The organism is Candidatus Methanocrinis alkalitolerans (genome assembly GCF_029167205.1).
GTDB lineage: Archaea > Halobacteriota > Methanosarcinia > Methanotrichales > Methanotrichaceae > Methanocrinis > Methanocrinis alkalitolerans.
Genome location: NZ_JARFPL010000005.1, coordinates 29,302 through 50,956, shown reverse-complemented (window position 1 = coordinate 50,956; position 21,655 = coordinate 29,302). Strand labels below are relative to the sequence as shown.

The 21,655-nt window shown below is 58.8% G+C and carries 27 protein-coding genes; 10 read left to right on the top strand and 17 right to left on the bottom strand.

Annotated features, from left to right (window positions below; all coding sequences use genetic code 11):
• Positions 1 to 3: 3 nt before the first annotated feature.
• The 3 genes from P0O24_RS02505 to P0O24_RS02495 all read right to left on the bottom strand — a co-directional run bounded on the left by P0O24_RS02505 (position 4) and on the right by P0O24_RS02495 (position 1,917).
• Complete coding sequence (locus P0O24_RS02505; protein WP_394356668.1) at positions 4 to 927, bottom strand: ribose 1,5-bisphosphate isomerase; 924 nt, start codon at positions 925 to 927, stop codon at positions 4 to 6.
• 26 nt (positions 928 to 953) lie between these two features.
• Entirely contained in the window at positions 954 to 1,439 is a 486-nt protein-coding gene (locus P0O24_RS02500) for a flavodoxin family protein (protein ID WP_316968159.1), read from the bottom strand.
• 118 nt (positions 1,440 to 1,557) lie between these two features.
• The gene (locus tag P0O24_RS02495; protein WP_316968158.1) at positions 1,558 to 1,917 is read right to left on the bottom strand and encodes a cyclophilin-like fold protein; all 360 of its coding nucleotides are present in this window, start codon (positions 1,915 to 1,917) and stop codon (positions 1,558 to 1,560) included.
• A gap of 138 nt (positions 1,918 to 2,055) precedes the next feature.
• Between P0O24_RS02495 and P0O24_RS02490 the strand changes: the two genes are divergently transcribed.
• Positions 2,056 to 2,247 (top strand): DUF433 domain-containing protein, encoded by a 192-nt coding sequence (locus P0O24_RS02490; RefSeq protein WP_316968157.1) that lies wholly within the window; start codon positions 2,056 to 2,058, stop codon positions 2,245 to 2,247.
• Between the two features lie 312 nt (positions 2,248 to 2,559).
• Here the strand turns inward: P0O24_RS02490 and P0O24_RS02485 are convergent, their stop codons facing one another.
• Entirely contained in the window at positions 2,560 to 3,084 is a 525-nt protein-coding gene (locus P0O24_RS02485; RefSeq protein ID WP_316968156.1) for an ester cyclase, read from the bottom strand.
• A gap of 107 nt (positions 3,085 to 3,191) precedes the next feature.
• On the opposite strand from P0O24_RS02485, the gene P0O24_RS02480 reads away from it, so the two are divergent.
• The gene (locus tag P0O24_RS02480) at positions 3,192 to 3,635 is read left to right on the top strand and encodes a DUF4231 domain-containing protein (RefSeq protein WP_316968191.1); all 444 of its coding nucleotides are present in this window, start codon (positions 3,192 to 3,194) and stop codon (positions 3,633 to 3,635) included.
• Positions 3,636 to 3,920: 285 nt separating this feature from the next.
• Here P0O24_RS02480 and argB read toward each other — a convergent pair whose 3' ends face one another.
• The 4 genes from argB to P0O24_RS02460 form a co-directional block, all read right to left on the bottom strand.
• Positions 3,921 to 4,799 (bottom strand): acetylglutamate kinase, encoded by an 879-nt coding sequence (argB, locus tag P0O24_RS02475; protein ID WP_316968155.1) that lies wholly within the window; start codon positions 4,797 to 4,799, stop codon positions 3,921 to 3,923.
• Positions 4,800 to 4,840: 41 nt separating this feature from the next.
• Positions 4,841 to 6,547: a sodium-extruding oxaloacetate decarboxylase subunit alpha gene (gene oadA / locus P0O24_RS02470; protein ID WP_316968154.1), complete on the bottom strand. Its 1,707-nt coding sequence runs from the start codon at positions 6,545 to 6,547 to the stop codon at positions 4,841 to 4,843.
• A 21-nt stretch (positions 6,548 to 6,568) separates the two neighbouring features.
• Positions 6,569 to 6,841 carry an HVO_A0114 family putative DNA-binding protein gene (locus P0O24_RS02465; RefSeq protein WP_316968153.1) on the bottom strand — a complete coding sequence of 91 codons (273 nt, stop codon included), beginning with the start codon at positions 6,839 to 6,841 and terminating at the stop codon, positions 6,569 to 6,571.
• Positions 6,842 to 6,965: 124 nt separating this feature from the next.
• Entirely contained in the window at positions 6,966 to 7,346 is a 381-nt protein-coding gene (locus tag P0O24_RS02460; protein WP_316968152.1) for a YkgJ family cysteine cluster protein, read from the bottom strand.
• 475 nt (positions 7,347 to 7,821) lie between these two features.
• On the opposite strand from P0O24_RS02460, the gene P0O24_RS02455 reads away from it, so the two are divergent.
• The 5 genes from P0O24_RS02455 to P0O24_RS02435 all read left to right on the top strand — a co-directional run bounded on the left by P0O24_RS02455 (position 7,822) and on the right by P0O24_RS02435 (position 12,015).
• Positions 7,822 to 8,229, top strand: coding sequence for a DUF1699 family protein (locus P0O24_RS02455; protein ID WP_316968151.1), 408 nt, complete (start codon positions 7,822 to 7,824; stop codon positions 8,227 to 8,229).
• 434 nt (positions 8,230 to 8,663) lie between these two features.
• Positions 8,664 to 9,071, top strand: coding sequence for a DUF1699 family protein (locus P0O24_RS02450; protein ID WP_316968150.1), 408 nt, complete (start codon positions 8,664 to 8,666; stop codon positions 9,069 to 9,071).
• 387 nt (positions 9,072 to 9,458) lie between these two features.
• The gene (locus tag P0O24_RS02445; protein ID WP_316968149.1) at positions 9,459 to 9,866 is read left to right on the top strand and encodes a DUF1699 family protein; all 408 of its coding nucleotides are present in this window, start codon (positions 9,459 to 9,461) and stop codon (positions 9,864 to 9,866) included.
• A 283-nt stretch (positions 9,867 to 10,149) separates the two neighbouring features.
• On the top strand, positions 10,150 to 10,998 hold the full coding sequence (locus tag P0O24_RS02440; RefSeq protein WP_316968148.1) for a DUF4198 domain-containing protein: 849 nt from the start codon (positions 10,150 to 10,152) through the stop codon (positions 10,996 to 10,998).
• Positions 10,999 to 11,151: 153 nt separating this feature from the next.
• Positions 11,152 to 12,015, top strand: coding sequence for a DUF4198 domain-containing protein (locus tag P0O24_RS02435; RefSeq protein WP_316968147.1), 864 nt, complete (start codon positions 11,152 to 11,154; stop codon positions 12,013 to 12,015).
• An 86-nt stretch (positions 12,016 to 12,101) separates the two neighbouring features.
• Here the strand turns inward: P0O24_RS02435 and P0O24_RS02430 are convergent, their stop codons facing one another.
• From P0O24_RS02430 to P0O24_RS02395, 8 genes are all read right to left on the bottom strand, one after another.
• Positions 12,102 to 12,869: an energy-coupling factor ABC transporter ATP-binding protein gene (locus P0O24_RS02430; protein WP_316968190.1), complete on the bottom strand. Its 768-nt coding sequence runs from the start codon at positions 12,867 to 12,869 to the stop codon at positions 12,102 to 12,104.
• A gap of 59 nt (positions 12,870 to 12,928) precedes the next feature.
• Positions 12,929 to 13,708, bottom strand: a complete 780-nt coding sequence (gene cbiQ / locus P0O24_RS02425; RefSeq protein WP_316968146.1) for a cobalt ECF transporter T component CbiQ — start codon at positions 13,706 to 13,708, stop codon at positions 12,929 to 12,931.
• Between the two features lie 49 nt (positions 13,709 to 13,757).
• On the bottom strand, positions 13,758 to 14,174 hold the full coding sequence (locus P0O24_RS02420) for a hypothetical protein (protein WP_316968145.1): 417 nt from the start codon (positions 14,172 to 14,174) through the stop codon (positions 13,758 to 13,760).
• Complete coding sequence (locus P0O24_RS02415) at positions 14,171 to 14,572, bottom strand: hypothetical protein (protein ID WP_316968144.1); 402 nt, start codon at positions 14,570 to 14,572, stop codon at positions 14,171 to 14,173. The genes P0O24_RS02420 and P0O24_RS02415 overlap by 4 nt, the downstream gene beginning before the upstream one ends.
• Positions 14,573 to 14,574: 2 nt before the next feature.
• Entirely contained in the window at positions 14,575 to 15,204 is a 630-nt protein-coding gene (gene cbiM, locus P0O24_RS02410; RefSeq protein WP_316968143.1) for a cobalt transporter CbiM, read from the bottom strand.
• A gap of 18 nt (positions 15,205 to 15,222) precedes the next feature.
• Positions 15,223 to 16,005, bottom strand: coding sequence for a DUF4198 domain-containing protein (locus P0O24_RS02405; RefSeq protein ID WP_316968142.1), 783 nt, complete (start codon positions 16,003 to 16,005; stop codon positions 15,223 to 15,225).
• Positions 16,006 to 16,218: 213 nt separating this feature from the next.
• Positions 16,219 to 17,037: a DUF4198 domain-containing protein gene (locus P0O24_RS02400; RefSeq protein ID WP_316968141.1), complete on the bottom strand. Its 819-nt coding sequence runs from the start codon at positions 17,035 to 17,037 to the stop codon at positions 16,219 to 16,221.
• Between the two features lie 179 nt (positions 17,038 to 17,216).
• Complete coding sequence (locus P0O24_RS02395; protein WP_316968140.1) at positions 17,217 to 18,014, bottom strand: DUF4198 domain-containing protein; 798 nt, start codon at positions 18,012 to 18,014, stop codon at positions 17,217 to 17,219.
• A 345-nt stretch (positions 18,015 to 18,359) separates the two neighbouring features.
• On the opposite strand from P0O24_RS02395, the gene P0O24_RS02390 reads away from it, so the two are divergent.
• Positions 18,360 to 19,172, top strand: a complete 813-nt coding sequence (locus P0O24_RS02390; protein WP_316968139.1) for a PDC sensor domain-containing protein — start codon at positions 18,360 to 18,362, stop codon at positions 19,170 to 19,172.
• A gap of 183 nt (positions 19,173 to 19,355) precedes the next feature.
• Here P0O24_RS02390 and P0O24_RS02385 read toward each other — a convergent pair whose 3' ends face one another.
• On the bottom strand, positions 19,356 to 19,628 hold the full coding sequence (locus P0O24_RS02385; RefSeq protein WP_316968138.1) for a non-histone chromosomal MC1 family protein: 273 nt from the start codon (positions 19,626 to 19,628) through the stop codon (positions 19,356 to 19,358).
• 258 nt (positions 19,629 to 19,886) lie between these two features.
• Here P0O24_RS02385 and P0O24_RS02380 point away from each other — a divergent pair, with 258 nt between their 5' ends.
• A complete protein-coding gene (locus P0O24_RS02380; RefSeq protein ID WP_316968137.1) occupies positions 19,887 to 20,429 on the top strand; it encodes an adenylyl-sulfate kinase in 543 nt (180 codons plus the stop codon).
• Positions 20,430 to 20,494: 65 nt separating this feature from the next.
• On the top strand, positions 20,495 to 21,649 hold the full coding sequence (locus P0O24_RS02375) for a glyceraldehyde-3-phosphate dehydrogenase (protein WP_316968136.1): 1,155 nt from the start codon (positions 20,495 to 20,497) through the stop codon (positions 21,647 to 21,649).
• Positions 21,650 to 21,655: the final 6 nt, after the last annotated feature.

Here is a 21,655-nt window from a genome sequence, read left to right as displayed (position 1 = left end):
TCTTTAGAGGCGCTGCCTCTCCAGCTCCCCGCCGAGCATCTCCTTTATCACCAGGTAGCTCATCTCGGGGGGGATCGCCCCGATCTCGGTGCAGATGACGTCGATGTACCGATGGGGGGTGACGTCGAAGGCGGGGTTTCTCACCCGGACGTGCTGCAACTTTGATATTTCGGGGTAGACCTCCTCAGGGGACCTCATCTCGATGGGGACGAGCTCCCCCATGATCGTCTCGGGGCTGAACTTGTAGGTCTCCGCCGCCACGACGAAGCTCGTCCTCGCCTCGGAGGCGGCGAGGGCGATCGCGGCGGTCCCGATCTTGTTGACGAGGGAGCCGTTGGCGGTTATTACGTCCGCCCCCACGATGACGTGGTCGACCTCGTTGATGACGGTCCTGACGGCGGAGTCGACGATGAGCTCCGTCTCGATCCCCCAGCCGTCCAGCGCCTTTATCGTCAGGTGGCCCTGGTACCTTGGCCGCGACTCCGTGGCGATGACCCTGATATCCTTGCCGGAGTCGAAGGCGGTCTTGATGATGGATAACGCCACCGAGGAGTTGCAGTGGGTGAGGATCACATCGCCGTCGAGGACCCTCCGGGACCCGATCTCCCCGATCCTCTCGACGGCCTTGAGGGATCGTTCTACGAAAGAATCAGCGTTCTTCGCCAGGGACGACCGGGCAGCCTCCAGGTCGTCGCCGCGGTAGCGCATCACTATCCTGACGGCGTTGGATAGGGAGACGGCCGTAGGCCTCGTATTCAGGAGGACCTCGGCGGCCCGGCGGACCTCTCCGTTGAACTCCTCGAGGCTTGCGGCCTCGATCGACAGGGCGAAGTCCTTGAGGGCCCCGGCGGCGGCCCTTCCAATGAGGGCCGCCCCCCGGATCTCCATCGACCTTATCCTCTCCGCTGTATCCAGCAGCTCTTCCATCGGTAGGGTCATGATCCTCCGGGATTTCAGGGCGCTCCGACGACCTTCGCCAATTTGGCGACCCGCTCGCCGAGCTTTCGGCAGGCGATCAGGGCCCCGGCGTCGGGGGCCCCCACGGCGACGGCTCCGTAGTGGCCGCCGGTCTCTAGCGGGTCGCCGACGATCACCATCCCGTGGATCAGCATCCCCTGGATTATCGACAGGAGGGTCGTCTCGTTACCGCCGGTGGGGCTCCCCGAGGAGGTGAAGGCAGCGCCGATTTTATTCTCCAGCTTGCCCCGGATCCGGACCGACCCGTCGATGAAGCCCTTCATCTCGGCGGAGAGGGTCCCAAAGTAGGTGGGTGCCCCCAGGATGATCCCGTCGGCGGCGGCGAGGTCCTCGAGGGTCGCCTTGTCGACCTCTTTGACCACCACGTCCGCCCCTCCTTCCTTCGCGCCCTCCGCCAAGGCCTGCGCCATCTTGGCGACATTCCCGCTCCGGGAATGATAAACTATCAGTACCTTCGTCATCTCGTTCACCTCAAGATCCAGCTCAAAGTATCGTGCTCAGATTATATCTGCCGCCTTCACTATTAATGTTCCTCTGATCATGAGAAAGCCCCACCGGCGGCAAGGCTGGGGCTCCGCCTTAAGCCTCCCCCCTCCGCAGGACGATCCGGTCCCCCTCCTCGACCCTGGGGAATACGTCGATCCCGGAGACGATCCTCCCGATGTGGTTGACGGCGGAGTAGGGCGGGGTCCTACCGAAGAAGATGCAGAAGGCCGAGCCCGGCGTCCAGTAGGAGACGTCCCCGGCCTCCGACGAGGGCGACGGGTTCTCGTCGGTCAAGGCGAAAGGAAGCTCGAAGTAGACCTCCTCCCCCCAGAGCTGGGCTCTAGCCTCCAGGGGGAGCCGCTCGAATATCTCCCGGGCGGTCCGGGGGTTACGGCCGTCGATCTCCGCCAGGGCCGAGCCCTTCCCCTCCACAACGATCTCGATGGAGTTCATGATACGGCACCTTTGTTTGCTCATTTTCTCTCTTATTTGGGGATAGTATGATCCGAAGAGCGACTTAACCTTTCACGATGCGTTAAAGCCATCTATTTAGATAAGATGAAGATCCAATAGCTCCGTAGGTGATAAGAGATGATCTGGCAAGATCGGATCGTCGTCGATCCTGAGATACTGGCGGGCAAGCCCGTGGTCAGAGGCACGCGCCTCGCCGTCGAGTTCGTCATCGGCCTTCTCGCTCAGGGGTGGTCCGAGTCAGAGGTCCTGCGGAACTATCCAGGCCTCACCTCCGAAGACGTCCAGGCCTGTCTGAGCTACCCCGGATAGCAGCTCTTAGAAAATGGTTTTTAATGCCTGTTACATCTCATGAGCGTCTTTATTTCTCACCGATTATGAAGTCGTTATAACCACCCATGGGTCATCGGTTAAGGAGTTTAAGCCACACAATATTGCCATTTTTCACACGAATTATGCGTCATCTAGATTTGATCCGATTTCAAGACTGACTTGCTGTAGCCTCTTTGATCAAGCCAATCTCACCGTACTTGCTACCAATATCGCTGCCTCATCGCGATTCTTCTCTTAACCGATGACCAATGTATAACCATCACGGGATTTGCCATGGGAAGGTTACATTTCCTACTCTGCATCCTCTGGAAAGAGCACCTTTCCTTTTTCTGTATATTCGATAACTCCCAGTTGTTTGAGGAAATCCAGCTCGTCATCTACCTCCCAGCCCTCCGCAAGCCTGCCGTCGACAATCCGCCAGATGAAGACCATCATCATCCTCACCTTCTTGCCGGTAGGGGGCAGTGAAACTCCGAAAAGATTCCATTCTCCCGTATGGGTCCCCGTGGCCTCGACCCGGACCCAGACCTTATCCCCTTCAGCGATGATATCTTCAATATTCTCATGCCAATCGGGGAAGCCCTCGAAGGCCAGGGTGAAGAGCTGCTTGAAGCTTTCCAGGCCCCGCTGTTGATGGGCGTGATCGACGTAATCGGACGCCACCAGCTCGTCAAATAAATCCAAGTTTCGATTGTTATAGGCTTCAATGAACCTGCGAACGGTGGCCTTATTCTCCTCCGATGTCATGCAAAACCACTTCTCTTTGAATTCTTCTTTCTTAATACTTAAGAATTGTTGTCCAAAAGCTCTTCTCACCGATTCGACAGCCGCCCTCTCGTGCCATCATCTGGCAATATAATTTTAAGGTGGTGAGCCCATGAATATAGAAGAAAAAGGGCGCTTCATAAAATCCCGAAGGTGAGATCCTGACCTCGGAAAAACAGATCCTTGACCGGCTGGAAGATCAGCTGAGATGGTACAGCAAAAAGAGCAGATGGAACCAGAGATGTTTCAAGTGGCTCAAGATGATCGAGATCGTCGCCGCCGCCCTCATCCCCTTCGCCGCAGGGCTGAGGGCCGATCCGTTGATCACCGGCGGCCTTGGAGTCGTCGTCGTCGTCATCGAATCGATGATGGGGCTCTTCCAGTTCCAGCAGAACTGGACGAACTACCGGACCACCGCCGAGGCGCTGAAGCACGAGAAGTTCCTCTGGCAGGCAAAGGCCGGGCCGTATAAAGATCCTGACAATCCCACCCTGGAAGCCCTCTTCGCCGAGAGGGTCGAGGCGCTGATCTCCACCGAGCACGCAAAGTGGATCAGGTATCAGGAGCAGGCGGGAAAAGAACAGAAGACAGCCCAAACATGAGGTTTATGTTCTTTTGCTCAATACGCCATCAGCAGAAGAGAAAGATGATACAATATAGATATCTGGGGATTTGGACGAGGTACAGTCGATCATTTTTCACAGCAGCACGGCCTCTTCGAGCACTTTTTTGCGGACGTACCCGTGGACCCCCTCCAGCTCTGCGATCGGGGCCCGGCAGCCCAGAAGATCTTGCAGGTCCATGGGGAGCTGGCCCATATCGAGGAGGCTTCTGCCCGGCGCCCGCCCTGGTTTGAAAGAAAATAGACCTCGACCGAGAGGGGCCCTTCATCCCCTCTCGATCATCGTCCCGACGCCGGTGTCGGTGAAGAGCTCCAGGAGGAGGGCGTGGGGCCTCCTCCCGTCGACGATGTGGGCGGACTGGACCCCGCCCTCGACGGCCTTGACGCAGGCCTCCACCTTCGGGATCATACCGCCGGTGATCACCTTCTCGTCGACCAACCTGCTGAAGTCGGAGATCCTGAAACTGGATATGACGGTGTTGGGGTCCTCGGGCTTCAGCTTCACCCCCTCGACGTCGGTGACCGAGATCAGCTTCCTCGCCCCCAGGGCTATGGCGATGACCCCGGCGGCGGTGTCGGCGTTGACGTTGAGGTTGTTTCCCTCGCCGTCGACGGCTATCGGCGATATCACCGGGATGTACCCCTTCCCGGCGGTGATGAGAAGAATCTCGGGGTTGACCCGGACGACCTCGCCGACCCAGCCCAGGTCGATGGGCGCCTCCTCACCGTCTACGACGATCGGCGCCTTCTTCCTTGCCACTATCAGCTGGCCGTCCTTTCCCGAGAGGCCGATCCCCTTGCCGCCATGCTTTCCGATGAGGGTGACGAGGCTGGAGTTGATGTTCCCCAGGAGGACCATCCTCGCGATCTCCAGGGTCTCCTCGTCGGTCACCCGAAGCCCCCCCACGAAGACGGACTTCTTGCCGAACCGGGCCATCTTCTCGGAGATCTCGGGGCCGCCGCCGTGGACGACGACGGGATGGATCCCGACGTACCGGAGGAGGACGAGGTCCTGGACGAAAGTGTCCAGAACCTCCCGATTGGACATGATCGACCCGCCTATCTTTATCACCATGATCGAGTCGCAGAACTCCCGGAGGTACGGGAGCGCCTCGATGAGCACCTGTTCCCTTTTGACCGACATCTGCTGATCCTTCCCATTTAGAGAGATTTCGGAAGGCGTTCTCAGTCGATGGACATCAATATGTCGCCCGGCGATACCGTCGCCCCCACCTCTGCGTAGATCTCCGCGACGACGCCGTCCTTGTTGGCGTAGACTTCATTCTCCATCTTCATCGCCTCCATGACTGCTACGGCATCTCCCTTGGATACCTGGTCGCCTTTGGCCACAAGATAACGGATTATGACCCCCTGCATCGAGACGGTCACCCCGTCCTTCGGCGCCTTCGGCTCCGCCGCCTCGATCGACATCCCCGCCGGGGCTACCTTGACGAGGTAAGCCTCGCCGTCCACCTCGACGTTGAAAGCGGCGGGCTTTCCGCCGATGGTGGCGATCTGCGCCTCTGGGGAGGCCGCCTTCTTGAGGACCTCCTCCTTCGCCTCGCCCCTGAGGAACTTCTCCGCCACCTGGGGGTAGAGGGCGTATGTGAGGACGTCCTCCTCCCTCTTGACGAGCCCCTTCCCTTCCGCCTCGACCTTCATTTTATCGTACTCTGGGGGTATCAGGTCCGCCGGCCTGACGGAGATGGGGTCCTCGTCCTCCAGGATCTCGGCCTTGATCTTGGGGTTGATCTCGCCCGGAGACCGGCCGTAGAGCCCCTTGACGTAATCCTTCACCTCTTTGGGGACGACCTTATACCTCTCGCCGGTGAGGACGTTGAGGACGGCCTGGCTTCCCACGATCTGGCTGGTGGGGGTGACGAGGGGGGGATACCCCAGATCCTCCCTCACCCTCGGGATCTCGGCGAGGACGTCGTCATACTTGTCGAGGGCCTTCTGCTCGATCAGCTGAGAGACGAGGTTTGAGAGCATCCCGCCCGGGACCTGGTAGACGAGGACGTTGGTATCGACCCTGGCGGAGATGGGGTTGAAGATGGGAGCGTAGACCTCCATCAGCTTCTCGAAGTACCTCTTGATATCCGTCAGGAGCTTCAGGTCCAGCCCCGAGTCGTAGGGGGTACCCACCAGGGCCGCTACCATCGACTCCGTGGGCGGGTGGGAAGTCCCCCAGCCCAGGGGGGATATGGCGGTGTCCAGGATGTCGACCCCAGCCTCGCATGCGAAGATGAAGCTCATGGGGGCCATGCCGCTGGTGCAGTGGGAGTGGAGACAGATGGGTATATCGACGGTCTCCTTCATCGACTCCACCAGATCATAGGCGTCGTGGGGGAGGATGAGGCCCGCCATGTCCTTGATGCAGATGGAGTCGCAGCCGAGGTCGGCGAGCTCCGCCGCCATCTTGGTGAACTGCTCTATGGTATGGACCGGGCTTGTGGTGTAGCAGACGCAGCCCTGGACGTGGGCGTCCATATCTTTGGCGGCCTTGATGGCGACGGTCATATTTCGGATGTCGTTGACGGCGTCGAAGATCCTGAATATGTCTACCCCGTTTGCCGCCGCCCTCTCGACGAACTTCACCACCAGGTCGTCGGCGTAGTGGCGGTATCCCACCAGGTTCTGGCCCCGCAGGAGCATCTGGAGGGGGGTATTGGGCATGGCGAGCTTCAGGGCCCGCAGCCTCTCCCAGGGATCTTCGTTCAGGTACCTGATGCAGGAGTCGAAGGTGGCCCCGCCCCAGACCTCCATGGAGAAGAAGCCCACCTCGTCGAGCTTCTCTGCTATCGGGAGCATGTCCCTCGTCCTCATCCTGGTGGCCAAAAGTGATTGATGTGCATCTCTAAAAACCGTCTCGGTAAGCCTTACTTTGCTCATGAGATCAACCTTCCATCCTTTTCAAATCATCTTATGTCTTTCTAGCTCTCTCAAAACGTGATGCCCCTGATCGGTGAGCATATACTTCTTCCAGGTATGCTTCTCGGGGGTTATGCACTCCACCAGTTCCAGCTCTTCGCACTCCTTTATGGCGCGGCTTATATTCTGAATCGACCGATCCGTCCTTCGAGCCACTTCCGACGCCTTGACCACCCTGGAATTTCTGATCGCCCTCATCAAGAGAAGCCGCCGATCTGCGCTGAGGACCCACCTCTCTATCTCGTCAACGTTCATAAGGATTACCAGCCCGGACCTTTCTCTGGGAAGAGATTATTATAACTTATTTAAACCTGGTGGGAAAGGACCCAGGACGTATCGCAAGGCCATCTCCTGGGGGTTATCCGGCGGGCTCGAAGGTCTAAATCTCCCGGAGCCCCGTCCCAACCTCAGGCCCAAAATCGTATCCACAGCTCTCAACCCCAGCTATATCCATGGGGACCAGAGGGAAGGCCTTGCAGATCTCAGGGCGGCGGGAGTATATCCGGCAACGCATCCCTTTGACATCGAAGGCAGGGCACCCCCGGCAGCACCTTCCGCATCTGTTGCACCTTCCGATCTTCCTTGCGCCCCACTCCGCCACCACCTCCCTTCGCAGATACCAGAAAACCCTCCTGCGGATCCATCCGTCGATCATCGCAAGCCCAGCAGAAAAACCCGCCTCAAAGCTCCGGGGAAAGCGGTCTCCATCCAGCAGCGACAGTATTCCTCTGATACCTCCATCTCGACTCCCTCTCTCCATCCCGGGGTCGATCCGGAAATCTCGATCAATGGTTAAAAATATGGCGGGGCAGGGGAAGACCCCAGAACGGCGATATCAGGTATCGGCGGTTGCGATCCGCCGCCGGGAAAGAGGCGGATGCTATGAAGGGCAGGCGGCGATCTTACGGGAGCGATCGCGGTCAGAACCGAGCTGCCGGTGTGTCAACTTTCTTTGAGATAGGCCCTCGAGATCGAAGAGGAGCGCCAGCCATAAACCTCCACCATTGTCCTTTGATTGTTATGAAGGTTTGATAAATTGTTATGCAAAGTAGGAAGAGGGGTATTCCAGATCAATACTGAAAATATTCGGCGGATTTGGCCGAAGGACCCTTCCAGTTATCCGGATCCTGCCTCCGTTAGGAGACGTTATTGCTGCGATACGTTGATCTGGACATTAGTGCACTCCACAAGTGTCTATTAGTATTTTGTTTTCATCTCGCCGTCCGTGAGGATTCATGAGAGTTAGAGTTGTGAGTTCAAAAAATGAGATACCTAATCTCAACCCCAACGAGAGGATAGTTCACCTGGCCTTCAGAGCTTCAAACGTCGACTTTCTCAACCTGATGAAGATATGCCCCCGCCTCCGGGCGATCCAGGTCCCCCCATCCTACCGGAAGACAATGTCCAAGGCGATCCAGCTCTTCCTGGAGATGCAGGGGATCGACCTTCTGGAGGGGGACGTCTGGGGGCACAGAAAGGACATCGACGAGTACTTCATGGTGGACGATGAGACGATCGGCGAGATCGAGTCGATGATCTCAGAAGGGGTGACCATAGAAGAGGCCACCGACCTGATCATGAAGAAGACGAGGCTAGCCCCCGACCTGATCAAGTACATCGCCAAGTCCAAGATAACGGTCTGAAGCTCCAATGGTGCGACCTCCGGGAGGAGGTCCTCCAACCCCTCATCAATTTTGCTCATATATCCATATGGGCCTTCTGGAGGGTCCATCCCCCCACCCCCATATCCGGAGAGACCCTCCGACGGGTTAGAGAGAACAGATCCCCGATCATCGGCGACGCCGGGATCGATGGGATCGCCGGCAGGCCGCCTCTCCTCTGGCTGAGGGGACTGCGGGAATATGCTCTGATATTCCAACCTGCCAAGGCTCTTTTTCCCGGAGATGACGGGATAGATGAAACTTCAATTTCGAGAAGAGATCTCTGAAAGAGAAGAAAATATCCGTCTTCTATGAAAGCTGTTATCACAGTACATTCAAAATTTAGACGTTACTATACATCGTAAGTAACTATAAGTACTAAGATAACATCCCTGTAATTGTAAAGGTGAAAGATCATGAAGATTAGAGTTGTAAGTTCAAGAGAAGAGATCGCTGAGCTGAACCCCAATGAGAGGAACGTCCACCTGGCCTTCAGGCCCTCCAACGTCGACTTCCTCGACCTGATGAGGATCTGCCCCCGCCTCCGGGCCGTCCAGGTCCCTCCGTCATACCACAAGACCCTCTCCAAGGCGATCAAGCTATTCCTGGAGATGCAGGGGGTCACCCTCCTGGAAGGGGATGTCTGGGGCCACAGAAAGGACATTGACGAGTACTACGTCGTCGACGAAGAGGCGATCGAAGAGATCGGAAGCCTCATCAGAGAGGGCGAGTCCATCCAGGACGCGACAGCTGCCATCCAGAGAAAGACGAGGCTGGCCCCCGACCTGATAAAGTACATCGCCAGGTCCAAGATCACCGCCTGAACCCTCAGGCGGACCTTGGACCCCGCCTCCAAAACGGATCATAACCCATGGCCGGATCCGTCCATGACCCCCTCTTTTGCCATCGCTAGATCATGATCCTGCACTGATGCCCCGGAGATCGACCGCCTTCGATGATGGGCACCTTCTTTGATGGGAAGCGATCGTGAAGAGGCTTGAAGAGTCATTTGGGCCACCAGACCATTTAATCCCGCCAGACGGAACGGAATATCGTCCGTATTTCTGTATAGATCGGCCTGCCGTCCCGGTGAAGAAGGATAGTATGCGATCGATATTCATGGAGAGAAAGTTGCATATGGACGTTAGTATACAACGCAATTGACTATTAATACTTAAGTTCACATTTCAGTATTCTTGAGGTGAAAAATCATGAGAATTAGAGTTGTAAGTTCAAAAGATGAGATCACGGAGCTGAACCCCACCGAGAGGATCGTCCACCTGGCCTTCAGGCCTTCCAACGTCGACTTCCTCGACCTGATGAGGAGCTGTCCCCGCCTCCGGGCCGTCCAGGTCCCCCCCTCGTACCATAAGACGATGTCCAAGGCGATCAAGCTATTCCTGGAGATGCAGGGGATCGATCTTTTGGAGGGGGACGTCTGGGGACACCGAAAGGATATCGACGAGTACTACGTCGTCGACGAAGAGGCGATCGAGGAGATCGGAACCCTGATCAAGCAGGGCGAGTCCATCGAGGATGCCTCCGCCGCCATCCAGAGAAAGACGAGGCTAGCCCCCGACCTGATCAAGTACATAGCCAAGTCCAAGCTCACCGCCTGATCGTCCAGGCGGAAGCTTGGACCAAAAGCTTTTGTCATTCTCCCAAAATCGACTGTCTTGGCTGTCTTCATACCCCTTTTCTTGCCGGGCCACCCCCCGGATCCGGCCGCTCCCTTCCTCAAAGGAGGTTTAGCCAATCACCGAAGATCGCCGAAAGGAGGCCTGGAATTTTTTTTTAATCATTTCTTCTTAATTAATAGCAAAATAGGCGAAAGATTGATGTAATAGTATTACCAATAGACCCTCAGGTGGTAACTTGAGACGAGTCACAATATATATAGTGATGCTGGTGCTGGCCCTGACCACGGGGGCGAGCTGCCACGAGACATATCTGCGACCGATATCCGGGTGGGCCAACCCCGGGGATGTGGTATACCTACCCCTGGGAAGCGGCCACGCCACCGCCAACACCGAGCTGCCTGAAGGGATAGTAAACGTCACCGTCATCGGTCCGTCGGGCGACATAGTCCTCGACGGAACGGGAGAGATCTCCGGATTCTGGGACATCTACAGGTTCGTCGCCGAGGAGGCTGGCCTTTACATCGTCGACGTCTACCACTCCGAAGGCTCCTGGACAAACATCATTACGAACCCTCCGAACGGAAGTTTCTGGGAGCACGCCTACGCCTATGATATCGACTTTGACGCCCTCAACAAGACCGGATGGGCTGACGACTGGTACGTAGCCCAGTCCTATCCGAAGAACTGCTACGCCAAGGCCTTCGTAGCGGTGGGCGACGACGACCTCTCCAAGGCCAACGAGGCCGTCGGCCAGGAGCTGGAGATCGCACCCCTCGACGACATCTCCACCGTCGGGAAGGGCGACTTCGCCTTCCAGGTCCTATTCCAGGGAGAGCCGATCTCCGGGATCGACGTCTGGGCGATGAAGGTCGGCGACGACACCCCGGTGGAGAGCATCACCGACAGGGAGGGGAAGTTCACCCTCAACCTCACCGACGAAGGCTCGCAGCTGACGGAGTGGATCGTCAGGGCCGACACCAAGATGGACCCGAGGATCGTGGAGGCGGTGGACCTTCCCAGGGGAACCCTCTCCCAGGAGAAGAGCATCGTAGGTCCGGTATACCGGGCGGCTCTCACCCTCAGATCCGACTATCGATCTCGAGGATACTGAAAAGCCCTTCTTTGGGGGGGATAACCCCCCCTCAAAAGGGACAGGCATCTCGTCACTGATATGCGGAGGCCGTGCCTGCTAATATTTTTTTTCTGATCATTCAGTGAGAGCATTTAAGTATCTAGTATTAATAAAGATCTACGGGTGTTTTAAATGAACAGACTATTGGCTATCTGCCTCCTCCTGGCCCTCACCATCGCCGGGGGGCAGGCCCACGATACCTGGCTGATGACCACCAGCGGATGGGCGAGCGAGGGGGATCTCGCCCTCATCCAGATGACCGAAGGCCACTCCTTCGTCCCCATGGCGCCGCCGCCAGGGGATATCTCCGTCAGGGTGACCGGGCCCGAAGGGTACATTGAGGAGTTAGATCTCGACGAGACGGCGGCGACCAACGGCCCCTACTACCGCGTCGACTTCGACGTCGCCCTCCCCGGCCTCTACGTCGCGACGGGAGAGCAGCATGAAGGTCCCCTGACCTTCGTGCGGACGAAATTCGGCACCCCGAACGAAGAGATTGACGGGTACGACGAGATAGACTGGGATGAAGTCGACGCCAGAGGTTGGGACTCCGACTGGTACATCGCCGAGGCCTACGACGACCTGGTGAAGTTCTCGAAGCTATTCCTGGTGGCGGAGAACGCCGACTTCGCCTCCGCCTCCACCCCCGTCGGCCAGAGGCTGGAGATAATTCCCCTGGACAACATAACCGCCCTGGGCACCGGCGACTTCAGGTTCCTGGTCCTCTTCGATGGAGAGCCGGCGGCGGGTCTGGACGTCAGGCTTGCGACGACCGGAAACCCAGCCGTGGAAGAAGGGGTCACCGACAAGGATGGAGTCGTCGTACTCGCCGTCCCCGAGCCGGGTCTCTGGATCGCAGCAACGGAGCATAAAGACGGCGAGATGGTGGTTCTGCCACAACACGGACCCGACGCCGACGAGGAGAGCTTTGTAGGAACCGGCTACTTCTCCGTCCTGACCCTCCGGCCAGACTATATAAAGCCCGAGGCGGACTGAAGGTCCACCTCATCTTTTCTTTTTGACGGGAGGAGAAGGAAGATCGAGACGAGAGGTCTCGGGGGAGGCGATCGAGATCAGATCCCTCATCCGAGGATCTTCTTCAGACCCTCGACTGCCTCCTCTTTTGTGATGGGCGTCTCATGGAAGTGGTGGTGGCCGCAGCAGCCCCTCAGGGAGTGGAATAGGTCCACCAGGATCGGGACCTCCAGACCTAGGCCGTCGAGGACCTCCCTCCTGTCGAGGATCTCTCTCGCAGGGCCGTACCCCACCACCCTCTTATCCAGGAGGAGGATCTCGTCGGCCATCAGCGTCACTATGTTTACGTCGTGGGTGGCGGTGATGATCGTAGTCCCCGAATCTTGTAGCGCTCTTATTAGAGAGACGACCGCCCTCTTGGACTTGGGGTCGAGGTTTGAGGTCGGCTCGTCCATCACCAGGACCTCCGGCCTCATGGAGAGGACCGTCGCGAGGGCGGCCCTCTTCTTCTGGCCGAAGCTGAGGCGGTGGGGAGACTTGCCCTCCAGATCTTCCAGCCCCACCGCCTCCAGGGCCCAGGAGACGTCTTTCTCCATCTCAGGCCCGCTGCGGCCGAGGTTCAGCGGGCCGAAGGCTACGTCCTCCCGCAGGTTCGGCATGAAGAGCTGGTCGTCGGGGTCCTGGAAGACCATCCCCACCCGGCTCCTGACCCAGGGGAGGTTATCTTCTTCGACCTTCCGGCCGAGGATCTTGACCGCCCCGTCCCCCCTCAGCAGGCCGTTCATTGTGAGGAGGAGAGTCGACTTTCCGGCTCCGTTGGGGCCGAGGAGGGCTACCGACCGCCCCCTCTCGACGGAGAAGCTGACCCCGTCCAGGGCTCTGGTCCCGTCGGGGTAGCTGTAGCTGAGATCCTGGATCTCGATGGCATATTTCGTCAGATGATCACCCCCTGGGTTGAAGCGAAATCGATGATCTGGAGCATAAGGGCCGCCCCCGTCACGGCGAAGCTCTTCGCCCAGTCCCCCCCCTTCATCTCAAACTTCACCGTCGACGGCAGGGTCCCTTCGTATCCCCGGGATACCATCGCCCTGTATATCCTCTCCGACCGCTCGTAGCTTCTTACAAAGAGCATCCCCAGGGCGGTCCCTATCACCCTGGCCGTCCGCAGGTCGGTCTTCTTCGCGAAGCTCTTGGAGGCGAGGGACTTCTCGATGGAGATCATCTCCTCCCTGAGGAGGAAGAGGTAACGGTACGTGAAGAGGAATATCTGGGCTGTGACCTCCGGCATCTTTAGTCCCCTCATCGCCTGGACGGTGATGTTGAAGGGGGAGGTGGCGAATAGAGGGTAGGCGAGGATGACGGCGGCCACCCCCCTCGTCAGAATGAGGGAGCCGAGGAATATGCCGTCGAGGCTGAGGTCCACCGTCGATATGACGACGGTCCTCTCCCCCCCGCCAGTGAAGGGGAGGATGAAGAAGATGGGAAGAAGAAAGATCACCGGCCACCTCACCCTCCTGGCGACCTCTCTTAGGGGGAGCCTCGAGGCAAGGAGGATCGCCACGGAGAGGGCGAGGCCGAGGAGGGCGACGCTGATGCTCTCCACCATGACGACGGAGAAGATCAGGATGAGGATCGATGCGATCTTAGCCCGGGGGTCCCAGCGGTGGATCGGAGAGTCGATCCCTGCGTGACCGTCTATGTCGAGGCCGCTCATGACCCAATCCCCTCGGCGATGGCCTTCGATCCCGTCCCCATCCTCCCTCCTATCTCCTCTTCTTCGATGCGTAGATCATGGATATCCCGGCTATCCCTAGGAGGTAGCCGAACCCTGCGGCGACCTTCATTGCCACCGGTACCTCCGGCTCGACGGAAACAACCCCATCCGCCCCTATCCTAGTCTCAGCCCGATGGCCGACGGAAGAGGTGACGAAGAGGAGGTCTTCGACCTTCCTCCCCTCAGGCCTGAAGGTGAAGATCCCCCGGGAGTCCGTCGACCCCTCGGCGACGAGGTCGCCCTCGTCGTAGGCCCTGACGGCGACGCCCCCCGCAGGGGTGCCGTCGTCGTAGAAGACGGATAAAGAGAGCTCTTCGATGCTGTAGCCCATCAGCATCCGGTGTCCGGCGGCGGTCCCGGCGAATACCAGGACCGCCAGTACCGCATATACCGCGACCTTCTTCATCTCTTCTTCACTCTCCACGCTATCAGAGCCAGGGGGAGGATGGCGAGGGTCAATAGCTTTCCGTCCGGGGATGAAGGCCTCTCGCTCGATATGCCGATGAACCCCTCTTCGGCGTGGCCGTGGCCAGAGATGGCATAACGCCACTGGCCGGTCCCCTTTCCGGGGAGGGTCATCATATAAATCCCCTGGGAGTCGGTCACCCCTGCCTCATAAAGGTCGTAGTCTTGCGTCGTCGCGTTCAGCCGGTATATCGCGATATCGGCGTTCCTCGCAGGCTCGCCGTCGTCGTAGATGGCGAAGATCTCAAGAGTCATCCGGTGGCCGACGAACATCCTGTGCGCCTCCGCCATCCCCGCTGTGAGGAGGAGAAGGAGGACCAAAATAAGAGCTCTTCTCAAAGTCAAGCACCTCCATGGCCAGAACCTCTGGCGCGGATCAGCATCTCCGGCTTGACGGACTGGAGGAAGCCTGCCGCCAGCCCTATCACCGCCGTCTCGATCAGCATTATCGGTACGTGGGCCGCGAGGACCAGGGCAGCGATCTCATTGAACGCCTCCCCGAGGATGAGCAGCTCCGCGGATAGGATCAGGGTTGCTCCAAGGACGGCAAACCCCCCGGCGACGGCTCCGAAGACCACCTCCCTCTTGGGCGAAGTGAGGCCGCGGCGCCCCTCGAAGATCTGCCAGGCGAGGAGGGCGGGGATCCCCATGTTGACGGCGTTGACCCCGATGACGCTGATCCCGCCGTGCTGGAAGAGGACCGCCTGGAGGGTGAGGGCGACGGCGACGCTGGCGAAGGCCCTCTTCCCCAGGAGGATCCCGGCAAGGCCGTTCATCACCAGGTGGACACTCGTCGGACCCACCGGGAAGTGGACGAGAGAGGCGACGAAGATCGCCGCCGTGATGAGGGATATCTTGGGGACCTCCTCCGCTTTGACGTCCCTCAAGGTCAGAAGGATCATCGCCCCGGCGAGGAGGAATCCCCCCGCCAGGATCGGCGGCGATAGGACGCCGTCGGATATGTGGACCAATCCATCACCTTCCTCCCTTCACCTGCCGCACCAGAAGGTGAGGTAGGCGGTGGGGGCGATCTGGTCGTAGTCTAGGCTGTCGCCATTCCGGTACCGGCCGCTCGGATCGTCGCTGGTGGCGGTCCAGGTCCCGGACTCGTCGATCGTCGCCTCGAAGGAGACGACCCAGAGGCCGGGCTTCGAGAGGGCGAACTCGATCGTCCCGTCGCCCGTGGTCCCTTCAACCTCGCTCTCATAGGCGTGGAGGACCGTCAAGAGGTCCTCGGGGGTCTTCACCACCATGGCGGTGAAGTCTCCCTCCACCATTTCACCGTTCCAGAGGGCGGCGGCCCTGAACTGGTCGCCCCGACCGATGCCGGTCATATCGACCTGCGGAACGATCTCAAGCCCCTCGCCGGTGGATATCTCGCAATCCCTGCCGGCCCCCACCGGCATTACCGCCCGTCCATACTTCGGCAGGAACGAAGACTCTCCGCTGAAGCCGATCCAGCCGGGGTCGAAGTAGGTGGGCTCCATCTCATAGTCCAGGAGGTAGCAGCCGGGGTCGCCGACCATTACCTTTCCCGCCAGGCCGCCGTCCCTCTCGGCGAGGCTCAGCCCTTCCGTCCCGTCGGGGCTGATCACCACGGCTTTCGCGAGCTGGGGCGCCGTCTCCCCTTCGACGTCGTGGCTGTATGTGATCCATATATTCACGTCCGAGTCCTCACTGACGTCCTCGGGAAATACCGCAAAGAGCATATGACCCGACGCCAGGGCGACGAGCCCGGCGACCGCCAATGCCGAGAGATAAAGCCGTCTCATATCTTATCGCCACCTCTTCTTCTACCGTTCTATCCTTTTGGTCCTCTCGATTATGGCGAGGATGATCGTTATGGGATTTAAGGCTGGTTATATGATTTAAGGCTTTTTTAAGCCGCATAAGATACCTATTTGCGGTTTTATAATCCGTATTTATTAAAAAATCTGGTTTCTTATGATGGCAGGTCGCCGGGAAGAAATATAGGCGGGGAGGGCTTAAGCCTTCACCCAGACCGACATGACGTTGGTGTACCTTACGACGTTGTAGTCCACCTCATCCCCGGCCTTGAACCTTCCAGCGCTGTGGTCGTAGGTGGCGGTCCACTTTCCGGGCTCGTTGATGTCGACGCTGGCCATAACCTGCCAGGGCCCCGCCTGGGTGAAGCTGACGGTGAACTGGCCGTCCTCCCCGGCGGGCCCGGTCTGAACGGCGTCTCCGCCGTGGGCGTCCCAGGTCCAGTAGTAGGCGGTGAAGGTGGCGTTGACGGGCTCGCCGTTCCAGAGGGCCTTGAAGGTGACGTCATCCTTGGCACCGATCTCGTAAGGGGCCTTCTCAGGGACGATCTCCAGGGGAACCCCCGCCTCCCAGCTCTCCATCCCCTCGTCACCGGCGTGGATCACCATGGTGGCGTAGCTGTAGCCGAGCCTCGGGTTGCTGGGCTGGGTTCCGCCCCATCCCGGATCGTAGACGGAAGGAGACCTCGCCACGGCGAAGACGTAGTCGCCGGAGCTGCTGAGGGCCACGTCACTATACCCATAGGGGACCCAGCCGTATCCCGGGACCCAGTCGCCCGTCTCCATCGCAAGGTCGATCCTCTCGCCCGCCGGGGTCAGGAGGTAGGCCGCATCCATCAGTGGGACGGAAAAGCCTGCAACGCTCCCGGCATGGCCGTAGAAGAAGTAGACGGTCTGAGAGTCTCCCACGTCGGCGATATCCTTCGATTCGACCCACAGGGCGTGGGCGCTGGCGTTCATCGTCATCCCTCCCAGGATCAGGAGGAGTAACAACGGAATTATGCTCTTCGTTTTAATCACCCCACCTGATAGTATCCCTAGTATGATAAATAGATTTTGGTATAACATTTAGTAACAATAATTTCGGATTTTCCTTTGGGAGACTCTATTCGACTCGCGATAAAATCAAACTGCACAGGTAGATCAGAACCCCAGAAGATCCAGATATCGTATTAAAAAAGGTGGAAAGGGGGAGGAGATCACCTCACCCAGAGGGTGAGGGAGGACCGGTGCCAGACCTTCTCGTAGGAGACGAGGTCCCCCTCCTTGTAGTAGGGGTTGCTGTAGGTGGCGGTCCACTCTCCCGCCTCGTCCGTCGTCGTCTCCACCTCGATCACCCAGGGGCCCGCCTTGTCGAAGACGACGGTGAAGCTCCCTCCATCGCCGGCGGTCCCCCTCTGGGCATCGGGGGAGGTGTGGGCGTCGACGGTCCAGTACCAGGCGGTGTAGTTGGCGGCGACGGACTCGCCGTTGGAGGTGGCGACGGCGTTGAAACTATCCCCCGACTTGACACCGTAAGGGGCGCTGTCGAACTCGATCTCCAGAGGGAAGCCTCCGTCCCAGGTCTTCTCGCCCCCTTCCCCGGCAGAGATGATCGCCTTTGCGTAATCCATGACCAGCATCGGATCGCTCTCTCCGCCGTGCCATCCCGTATCGTAGACCCCTGGCGCCCTCACCGAGGCGAGGACGTAGTCTCCGGGCCAGTAGAAGGCGGCCTTGCCGGAGAGGTAGCCGATCCTTCCGAAGCCTGGAATCCAGCCGCCCTCCTCCGCCGCGAGGTCGAGCCTCTCTCCGGCGGGGGAGACGAGATAGAAGGCTTCCATCAAGGGTACGTACATCCCCGCCGAACTTCCGGGGTGGCCAAAGAAGGAGTAGACATCCTTAACCGCGCCGACCTCCACCGCGTCCTCGGCCTCCACCCAGAGGCTGTGGGCAGCGGCGGGGGCCATCAGAAGGCTCAGGAGAGCCATGGCGATGACGATATTCCATTTCATCATATAACACCGCGGAATAAAGCATTATTTTTCATATAAATGTTTCTCTTTGTAACAAATAAAGCTATGAAATCTGGAATACGATGCACGAGCCCATGATGGACCGGCCGCCCCATGAAAGAGGGGCGATAGGGAAGTGTATTCTAGAAAACCGGTCCTCCTAGACCACAATGAAATTGTGGTCAAACGGATCAAACTCCCCAGGTCCGACCTCTCAGGTGAGTCGGCGGAGCGCTCGATACATTAAAGCATTTCCCGTACCATAGATATGCTGGTGTTGCCATGAGCCATCAAAAGAGTACCCCAGAAAATATGAGAATATCTGAAAGGACGCCAAAACGATTGGTCATGACTGCTTTGGCCGCAGCCCTCACCGCCATCGCCCTCCTCGCCCCTGCCGCATCAGCCCAGGAGGCGGGACCCGAGGACGACTCCGCCCGGGGGGACCTGTTCTGGAGCTTCGTTGTAGCAGTCAATGAGGTGAACGCGAAACTGGCCGAGATCGATGGTGCCCTCTGCAGCGCCAGCCTCGCCCTATCCGAGACGGGGATAGAAGGAGAGGAGGCGCGGGGAGTCCTCCAAGATCTGGCGGAGCTCGGTCCCTTTGTGATAGATGCTATAACCGTCGACATAGACGGCGTCATCTCAGAGGTGATGCCCGAGGAGTACCAGCACGTCCGGGGGGTCAGCATAAGTGACCAGGCCCATATCGAGCGGCTCCTCACCACCAGACGGCCCGTCGGCCTCGCCTACATCGAGAGCGTCGAGGGGGTTTATGCCATGGACTTCGCCTCGCCGATCTTCGATGAGGGGGGGAGGTTCGCGGGAGCTGTTACCGTCCTCGTCAATTCGACGGTCCTCTTCGGCGAGATCCTGGCGCCGTATCAGGCCGGCGGCTCCGCCAAGATCTGGGCGATGACCCCCGAAGGTACGGTCATCTACGATCCCGACGCCGACCAGATCGGAAAAAACACCTTCTATGACCCCCTATTTGCAGATCTCCAGGAGCTTTTGGCGGTGGGGAGGAGGGTCCAAAAGGAGAGGTCGGGGACCGGATATTACGAAATATTTGGGGAGACAAGAGAGGTCTTCTGGACGACGGCTGATTACCAGGGTGGAGAGATCAGGGTCCTTCTCAGCGTCGATCGGGGTGGTGTTTAAATAAGCCCCTCAGAAAAAAAGCGTATCAACGGGTGAAGACGGAAGCGACAGGAAGGATAATATGGCGGACGGCCCAGCTGCCTGCCTCTTCCCCACCTCGGGCCTTCCGCCTCCGGCCCGAAGCGGCCGCCACAGATCCCAGGCCTCGAATGGCCGCCCGCAAACGTTCCAGGGACGAGATCTTCAGATCGTCTCCAGCTTCTCTATGCCCACCTTCTTTACGTTCGGCTTCCAGATCTCTTTCGGCATCCAGTCGGGGGCGTTGGAGGGCTTTATCACCAGCTTCCTCTCGCCTTCGAAGATGTGAACCTTCTTCGTTCCCCTCTCCCTCAGCCTGATGTCGGTGTATCCCCGGTTTGCAGCCTTCAAAGCCGCCTGCCTGGGCTGTTTTCCCGTAAAAACGCCGATCTCGTTGCCGTCTTTGTCTCTCAACGCGAAGTTTCTTTTATTGGTCATATTTTTATACCTCTCATTATCCCTATGCAGAGAAGGATATGTCCCGTTGCATCTCTATATATCAAGAACACTTATATTAATCTTTTGTCTGATCGAATATTTTCTTTGAAGTACCCGGTGCGGAATATCCCGGATAGCCGGGCCCATGCCGCCCATATACACCTCGAAGCCCACCCCTTCAGGCGAAGTCGTCGAGCCCTGCGAATCGTCGCCATCCGGGGGAATGATATTTATCCGCCGGAACGGCTATCTTCCTCAATGTCTTGGGTTGTCTGGTTCACAGGCCTTCCAGGTTGCGGAAAGACCACCATTGCCCAGAGGGTGAAGGCGAGGCTAGAAGAGGAGGGCGTCGACGTGAAGGTCCTGGAGCTCGACGAGATCCGCCGGGTCATAACCCCAGAGCCCACCTATACCGACCAGGAGAGGGAGGTGGTATACGCCAGCCTCGCCTACATGGCGATGCTCCTCTCGGAGGCGGGGACGAACGTCATCGTCGACGCTACAGCCAACAAACGAAGATATCGGGACCTTGCTAGGAGGCTCATCCCCAACTTCGCCGAGGTTTACGTCAAGGCGTCCCTGGAAGCCTGCATCGAGCGGGAGCGGGGGCGGAAGGCAGCCTACTCCCCCAAGGGGATATACGCCAGGGCGGGGGAGAGGGGTGCGACGGTTCCGGGGGTAGACGTCGCCTACGAGGAGCCCGTCGACCCCGGGGTGGTGGTGGACGCCGAAAGGTTCGGTCCCGACCAGAACGCCGAAGCTGTGGCCGCCTGGATCCTCGACGCCTTCGGCGTGTCTTAGATCCAGAATTTTGCAGGAAAGGTTAATATCAGCACACTTCTTTAACCTCACAAGGAGGAATCTGATTGAAATTAGACGCCGGCTTCGTTGGATTTGACGGCACGGAGAACAAGAGAACCATTCTGGCCATCGACGCTGTGAAGAAGGCCGGAGGCATCGAGGGAGATATAAACCTCCTCTTGCGCCAGCCCCACGGCAGGGCTAAGAGCATCCTATCCAAGATGGTCAGGCTCTGCGACGCCAAGGCCTACGTCTCGGACGACGCCGATAAGGGCAGGTGGGAGGGTGCGGGCTTCACGATCCAGGGGGGTTATGAAGAGTTCTTCGAGGACTCCGACTTCATCATGGTCGGGACCCCGGGAGACCAGGAGACGCCCTACGTAGAGGCGGGGCTGGCCCACGGCTGTACCGTCTCCCTGATGGGAGGAGCCCACAGAAACAAGATCCAAAAAGCCCTGGTGGATAAGGGGGTCGAGATCACAGACGACCTCCGGGCAGACTTCGAGCGGGAGTTCTTCTTCGGCCTCGAGAACTACGAGCGATTTCTCAAGGAGAAGCCGAAGGTGATCCAGTGCACCAGCTGCAACACCACCGGGATCTGCAGGGCATCTCTCGCCGCCCGGCCCCTGGGGCTGAAGATGGTCTTCGGAAACATCGATCGAAGACACGGCGACCCCCACACCGTCGTCAGAGCCTCTCCATCCGCCGTCTCCATCGGCAAGGGCGTCGGCCACCAGGGAACCGATGCGGGAACCGTCTTCGAAGAGGTCTCCTACAGCATCAGGGCGTCGAAGATCCCTACGACGATGCCCCATACCAGCTTCCTGGAGTTCGTCTTCGAGGGGGACGTGGCGCCTGAGGAGCTGGTGGAGAGCCTCGCGGCGACTAGAGAAGTAGTGGTCATCCCCTACGATGACGAGGGCGGAAAGAAGCACGAGTGGACGAGCGAGATCATGGAGGCGTTCCTCTCAGGGTTTGAGCGGCCCATCTCCCCCGAGATCTTCGAGCTCCTCGTATCAGACGCCATAATCCCCGTCAAGCTCGGGGACTACACCATCCTCCAGACGGTCTTGATGGTCGAGCAGATGTCCATCGCAGTCCCAAACCACGTCGAGTCTTACCTCCTGAGCGGTGGCTACTCGGCTGAGAAGGTTCACAGCACCGTCGACGAGGCCCTCTCTTGCGTCCACGGCGTCTGGCCCGACAGCCTCTCCACTTGATGGTCC

Bases quoted from the DNA above. Each gene is read 5' to 3' on its own strand.
- P0O24_RS02505 (WP_394356668.1), bottom strand. From the start codon at position 927: ATGGAAGAGCTGCTGGATACAGCGGAGAGGATAAGGTCGATGGAGATC.
- P0O24_RS02500 (WP_316968159.1), bottom strand. From the start codon at position 1,439: ATGACGAAGGTACTGATAGTTTATCATTCCCGGAGCGGGAATGTCGCC.
- P0O24_RS02495 (WP_316968158.1), bottom strand. From the start codon at position 1,917: ATGAACTCCATCGAGATCGTTGTGGAGGGGAAGGGCTCGGCCCTGGCG.
- P0O24_RS02490 (WP_316968157.1), top strand. From the start codon at position 2,056: ATGATCTGGCAAGATCGGATCGTCGTCGATCCTGAGATACTGGCGGGC.
- argB (WP_316968155.1), bottom strand. From the start codon at position 4,799: ATGTCGGTCAAAAGGGAACAGGTGCTCATCGAGGCGCTCCCGTACCTC.
- oadA (WP_316968154.1), bottom strand. From the start codon at position 6,547: ATGAGCAAAGTAAGGCTTACCGAGACGGTTTTTAGAGATGCACATCAA.
- P0O24_RS02465 (WP_316968153.1), bottom strand. From the start codon at position 6,841: ATGAACGTTGACGAGATAGAGAGGTGGGTCCTCAGCGCAGATCGGCGG.
- P0O24_RS02460 (WP_316968152.1), bottom strand. From the start codon at position 7,346: ATGGAGAGAGGGAGTCGAGATGGAGGTATCAGAGGAATACTGTCGCTG.
- P0O24_RS02455 (WP_316968151.1), top strand. From the start codon at position 7,822: ATGAGAGTTAGAGTTGTGAGTTCAAAAAATGAGATACCTAATCTCAAC.
- P0O24_RS02450 (WP_316968150.1), top strand. From the start codon at position 8,664: ATGAAGATTAGAGTTGTAAGTTCAAGAGAAGAGATCGCTGAGCTGAAC.
- P0O24_RS02445 (WP_316968149.1), top strand. From the start codon at position 9,459: ATGAGAATTAGAGTTGTAAGTTCAAAAGATGAGATCACGGAGCTGAAC.
- P0O24_RS02440 (WP_316968148.1), top strand. From the start codon at position 10,150: ATGCTGGTGCTGGCCCTGACCACGGGGGCGAGCTGCCACGAGACATAT.
- P0O24_RS02435 (WP_316968147.1), top strand. From the start codon at position 11,152: ATGAACAGACTATTGGCTATCTGCCTCCTCCTGGCCCTCACCATCGCC.
- cbiQ (WP_316968146.1), bottom strand. From the start codon at position 13,708: ATGAGCGGCCTCGACATAGACGGTCACGCAGGGATCGACTCTCCGATC.
- P0O24_RS02420 (WP_316968145.1), bottom strand. From the start codon at position 14,174: ATGAAGAAGGTCGCGGTATATGCGGTACTGGCGGTCCTGGTATTCGCC.
- P0O24_RS02405 (WP_316968142.1), bottom strand. From the start codon at position 16,005: ATGAGACGGCTTTATCTCTCGGCATTGGCGGTCGCCGGGCTCGTCGCC.
- P0O24_RS02395 (WP_316968140.1), bottom strand. From the start codon at position 18,014: ATGATGAAATGGAATATCGTCATCGCCATGGCTCTCCTGAGCCTTCTG.
- P0O24_RS02390 (WP_316968139.1), top strand. From the start codon at position 18,360: ATGACTGCTTTGGCCGCAGCCCTCACCGCCATCGCCCTCCTCGCCCCT.
- P0O24_RS02385 (WP_316968138.1), bottom strand. From the start codon at position 19,628: ATGACCAATAAAAGAAACTTCGCGTTGAGAGACAAAGACGGCAACGAG.
- P0O24_RS02380 (WP_316968137.1), top strand. From the start codon at position 19,887: ATGTCTTGGGTTGTCTGGTTCACAGGCCTTCCAGGTTGCGGAAAGACC.